This is a genomic window from Paraburkholderia sp. Cy-641, assembly GCF_011752945.1.
Taxonomy (GTDB): Bacteria; Pseudomonadota; Gammaproteobacteria; order Burkholderiales; family Burkholderiaceae; genus Paraburkholderia.
Window position 1 is genome coordinate 1 of the sequence record NZ_VWWM01000121.1, and the last position, 5,655, is coordinate 5,655.

At 54.2% G+C, this 5,655-nt stretch carries 2 tRNA genes and 3 rRNA genes; all 5 read right to left on the reverse strand.

Annotated elements, in window-relative coordinates:
- Positions 1–4: 4 nt before the first annotated feature.
- Positions 5–118 (reverse strand): 5S ribosomal RNA (rrf, locus tag F3J20_RS31520).
- Between the two features lie 264 nt (positions 119–382).
- Positions 383–3,261: ribosomal RNA gene (locus tag F3J20_RS31525) — 23S ribosomal RNA — on the reverse strand.
- A 292-nt stretch (positions 3,262–3,553) separates the two neighbouring features.
- Positions 3,554–3,629 (reverse strand) — tRNA-Ala (locus F3J20_RS31530).
- Between the two features lie 63 nt (positions 3,630–3,692).
- Positions 3,693–3,769: transfer RNA gene (locus tag F3J20_RS31535), tRNA-Ile, on the reverse strand.
- A gap of 73 nt (positions 3,770–3,842) precedes the next feature.
- Positions 3,843–5,373: ribosomal RNA gene (locus F3J20_RS31540) — 16S ribosomal RNA — on the reverse strand.
- Together the 16S, 23S and 5S rRNA genes with 2 tRNA genes alongside form the textbook arrangement of a ribosomal RNA operon.
- Between the last annotated feature and the right edge of the window lie 282 nt (positions 5,374–5,655).

Genomic DNA, 5,655 nt, shown 5'->3' on the forward strand with positions numbered 1-5,655 from the left:
AGGAGCCTGACGATTACCTACTTTCACACGGGCAATCCGCACTATCATCGGCGTGGAGTCGTTTCACGGTCCTGTTCGGGATGGGAAGGGGTGGGACCGACTCGCTATGGTCATCAGGCATGACGGGTTGCTGCGTCGCGGGTTTTCGCGCCACAGCCAATCGGGAAGAAGCGTAAAGGATTCGTGTGGGAGTTGTGTTGTTTCTGGCACAACATCGATCACTCAACCGCGTGTTCTGGTCACTCCTTCTGGAGTTCCAGCGTATCCCCTTCTTCGGGGATCGGACACCCGCAAGCGCTTTGCATGGGCCCGGCGCAAGTGCTGAAGCACTCACGCCCGCCGGCAGCTGAAGCACTAACGGTTGTCGAGACACACCTGTTATAGGATCAAGCCTTACGGGCAATTAGTATCAGTTAGCTCAGTGCATTACTGCACGTGCACACCTGACCTATCAACGTCCTGGTCTTGAACGACCCTTCAAGGGGCTCGAAGCCCCGGGGATATCTCATCTTAAGGCGAGTTTCCCGCTTAGATGCTTTCAGCGGTTATCTCTTCCGAACATAGCTACCCGGCGATGCCACTGGCGTGACAACCGGTACACCAGAGGTTCGTCCACTCCGGTCCTCTCGTACTAGGAGCAGCCCCCTTCAAATATCCAGCGCCCACGGCAGATAGGGACCAAACTGTCTCACGACGTTTTAAACCCAGCTCACGTACCTCTTTAAATGGCGAACAGCCATACCCTTGGGACCGGCTACAGCCCCAGGATGAGATGAGCCGACATCGAGGTGCCAAACACCGCCGTCGATATGAACTCTTGGGCGGTATCAGCCTGTTATCCCCAGAGTACCTTTTATCCGTTGAGCGATGGCCCTTCCATACAGAACCACCGGATCACTATGACCTGCTTTCGCACCTGTTCGACTTGTCAGTCTCACAGTCAAGCACGCTTATGCCATTGCACTATCAGCACGATTTCCGACCGTACCTAGCGTACCTTCGTACTCCTCCGTTACACTTTGGGAGGAGACCGCCCCAGTCAAACTGCCTACCATGCACTGTCCCCAACCCGGATTACGGGCCAAGGTTAGAACCTCAAACAGATCAGGGTGGTATTTCAAGGACGGCTCCACGGAAACTGGCGTTCCCGCTTCACAGCCTCCCACCTATCCTACACAGACCGGTTCAAAGTCCAATGCAAAGCTACAGTAAAGGTTCATGGGGTCTTTCCGTCTAGCCGCGGGGAGATTGCATCATCACAAACACTTCAACTTCGCTGAGTCCCGGGAGGAGACAGTGTGGCCATCGTTACGCCATTCGTGCAGGTCGGAACTTACCCGACAAGGAATTTCGCTACCTTAGGACCGTTATAGTTACGGCCGCCGTTTACCGGGACTTCAATCAGGAGCTTGCACCCCATCATTTAATCTTCCGGCACCGGGCAGGCGTCACACCCTATACGTCCACTTTCGTGTTTGCAGAGTGCTGTGTTTTTATTAAACAGTCGCAGCCACCAGTTTATTGCAACCCCTTCACCCTTCTGGCGCAAGCCAGTCAAGCTACAGGGGCGTACCTTATCCCGAAGTTACGGTACCAGTTTGCCGAGTTCCTTCTCCCGGGTTCTCTCAAGCGCCTTAGAATACTCATCTCGCCCACCTGTGTCGGTTTGCGGTACGGTCTTGTTAAACTGAAGCTTAGAGGCTTTTCTTGGAACCACTTCCGATTGCTTCTTCACCGAAGTGAATGGCCTCGCACCCTTGAATTCCGCGCCCGGATTTGCCAAAGCGCCTTCTCCAATGCAAGGACCGGGACTTCCAACACCCGGACAACCTTCCGCGATCCGTCCCCCCATCGCATTTAACAATGGTGCAGGAATATTAACCTGCTTCCCATCAGCTACGCATTTCTGCCTCGCCTTAGGGGCCGACTCACCCTACGCCGATGAACGTTGCGTAGGAAACCTTGGGCTTACGGCGAGGGGGCCTTTCACCCCCTTTATCGCTACTCATGTCAGCATTCGCACTTCCGATACCTCCAGCACACTTTCCAGTGCACCTTCGCAGGCTTACGGAACGCTCTCCTACCATGCACATCAATGTGCATCCGCAGCTTCGGTATATGGCTTAGCCCCGTTACATCTTCCGCGCAGGACGACTCGATCAGTGAGCTATTACGCTTTCTTTAAAGGGTGGCTGCTTCTAAGCCAACCTCCTGACTGTTTTAGCCTTCCCACTTCGTTTCCCACTTAGCCATATTTGGGGACCTTAGCTGGCGGTCTGGGTTGTTTCCCTCTTGACACCGGACGTTAGCACCCGATGTCTGTCTCCCGTGATTGCACTCTTCGGTATTCGGAGTTTGCTATGGCGAAGTAATCCGCAATGGACCCCACAACCATGACAGTGCTCTACCCCCGAAGGTGATACACGAGGCACTACCTAAATAGTTTTCGGAGAGAACCAGCTATTTCCAGGTTTGTTTAGCCTTTCACCCCTATCCACAGCTCATCCCCTAACTTTTCAACGTTAGTGGGTTCGGTCCTCCAGCACGTGTTACCGTGCCTTCAACCTGGCCATGGATAGATCACCTGGTTTCGGGTCTACACCCAGCGACTAATCGCCCTGTTCGGACTCGCTTTCGCTACGCCTGCCCTAATCGGTTAAGCTCGCCACTGAATGTAAGTCGCTGACCCATTATACAAAAGGTACGCCGTCACCCCCGAAGAGGCTCCGACTGTTTGTATGCATGCGGTTTCAGGATCTGTTTCACTCCCCTCCCGGGGTTCTTTTCGCCTTTCCCTCACGGTACTGGTTCACTATCGGTCGATCACGAGTATTTAGCCTTGGAGGATGGTCCCCCCATCTTCAGACAGGATTTCACGTGTCCCGCCCTACTTGTCGTACACCCAGTTCTTCCATGCTGTTTTCGTCTACGGGGCTATCACCCGCTATGGCCGCACTTTCCAGAGCATTCGACTAACAGTACAGATAAAGAGTACAGGCTGATCCCATTTCGCTCGCCACTACTTTGGGAATCTCGGTTGATTTCTTTTCCTGCGGTTACTTAGATGTTTCAGTTCACCGCGTTCGCTTCACATGACCTATGTATTCAGTCATGGATACTCCATTAGGAGTGGGTTTCCCCATTCGGACATCTCCGGATCAAAGCTTGTTTGCCAGCTCCCCGGAGCTTTTCGCAGGCTACCGCGTCCTTCATCGCCTGTGATCGCCAAGGCATCCACCACATGCACTTGTTCGCTTGACCCTATAACAGGTATGTCTCTTCGCGAGACTCACCCGCTACAGGTTGAGTATTCGTGTTGCGCCGTATTCCAAGACGACCTTCCGATCGCCCTTAAAATACATCGATACAATCACAACCCTGATTCACCTACTCGCCTACCCATCTCTAAGTACGCTTTCGTGAATCTCTTTACTACTTCTTCCTGATTGTTAAAGAACGACAGCCGATTGCGAGTTGCCTCACATCGCTCTGACTGGCTCAATCGCCAATGCGCAACGCTCTGCACTCGTGCAGAACCCTGCGCATTGAAGATTGGTGGAGGATGACGGGATCGAACCGACGACCCCCTGCTTGCAAAGCAGGTGCTCTCCCAGCTGAGCTAATCCCCCAGTCATACTACAGATACGACTATCTGCCCGCACCCAGAGATCTGTCAGCACCACAGACAAAGATGGTGGGTCTGGATGGATTCGAACCATCGACCCCCGCCTTATCAAGACGGTGCTCTAACCGACTGAGCTACAGACCCCTGCGTCTGTCTGCGTTTCTTCTGCTAACCACAGCCGATAAGCGTGAGCACTTGATAGAGATGCTAGCTCTGGAAAGGAGGTGATCCAGCCGCACCTTCCGATACGGCTACCTTGTTACGACTTCACCCCAGTCATGAATCCCACCGTGGTAAGCGCCCTCCTTGCGGTTAGGCTACCTACTTCTGGTGAAACCCACTCCCATGGTGTGACGGGCGGTGTGTACAAGACCCGGGAACGTATTCACCGCGGCATGCTGATCCGCGATTACTAGCGATTCCAGCTTCACGCACTCGAGTTGCAGAGTGCGATCCGGACTACGATCGGTTTTCTGGGATTGGCTCCACCTCGCGGCTTGGCAACCCTCTGTTCCGACCATTGTATGACGTGTGAAGCCCTACCCATAAGGGCCATGAGGACTTGACGTCATCCCCACCTTCCTCCGGTTTGTCACCGGCAGTCTCCCTGGAGTGCTCTTGCGTAGCAACTAGGGACAAGGGTTGCGCTCGTTGCGGGACTTAACCCAACATCTCACGACACGAGCTGACGACAGCCATGCAGCACCTGTGTGATGGCTCCCTTTCGGGCACACCCAACTCTCATCAGGCTTCCATCCATGTCAAGGGTAGGTAAGGTTTTTCGCGTTGCATCGAATTAATCCACATCATCCACCGCTTGTGCGGGTCCCCGTCAATTCCTTTGAGTTTTAATCTTGCGACCGTACTCCCCAGGCGGTCAACTTCACGCGTTAGCTACGTTACCAAGCCAATGAAGGCCCGACAACCAGTTGACATCGTTTAGGGCGTGGACTACCAGGGTATCTAATCCTGTTTGCTCCCCACGCTTTCGTGCATGAGCGTCAGTATTGGCCCAGGGGGCTGCCTTCGCCATCGGTGTTCCTCCACATCTCTACGCATTTCACTGCTACACGTGGAATTCCACCCCCCTCTGCCATACTCCAGCGCTGCAGTCACCAATGCAGTTCCCAGGTTAAGCCCGGGGATTTCACATCGGTCTTACAGCACCGCCTGCGCACGCTTTACGCCCAGTAATTCCGATTAACGCTCGCACCCTACGTATTACCGCGGCTGCTGGCACGTAGTTAGCCGGTGCTTATTCTTCCAGTACCGTCATCCCCCTCCGGTATTATCGAAAGGGCTTTCTTCCCGGACAAAAGTGCTTTACAACCCGAAGGCCTTCTTCACACACGCGGCATTGCTGGATCAGGGTTGCCCCCATTGTCCAAAATTCCCCACTGCTGCCTCCCGTAGGAGTCTGGGCCGTGTCTCAGTCCCAGTGTGGCTGGTCGTCCTCTCAGACCAGCTACAGATCGTCGGCTTGGTAGGCCTTTACCCCACCAACTACCTAATCTGCCATCGGCCGCCCCTTGAGCGCGAGGTCTTGCGAGCCCCCGCTTTCCTCTCCCGAGCGTATGCGGTATTAATCCGGCTTTCGCCGGGCTATCCCCCACTCCAGGACACGTTCCGATGTATTACTCACCCGTTCGCCACTCGCCGCCAGGCCGAAGCCCGCGCTGCCGTCCGACTTGCATGTGTAAGGCATGCCGCCAGCGTTCAATCTGAGCCAGGATCAAACTCTTCAGTTCAAACCTGTTACTGTTTTCGGTTCATCTCTGAACCGGTCGCTCACTCAACGTACTGACGATGATTAACCTGTCTCTCAACAGGCAAACCTTCCTCTTTACTGTGTGAGACTCTTGATACTTTTGCCTTGACCCGATCCGAAGATCAGGTCCGCACCCCGCATCAAGCGCCCACACTTATCGGCTGTTGGTTTTTAAAGATCAGTCCACAAACTCACAGCACCCAAACCACCCGGCACCGCTTCGTTTGCGTCGCTGCGTCTGCAGCAGAGAAACGAGATTATG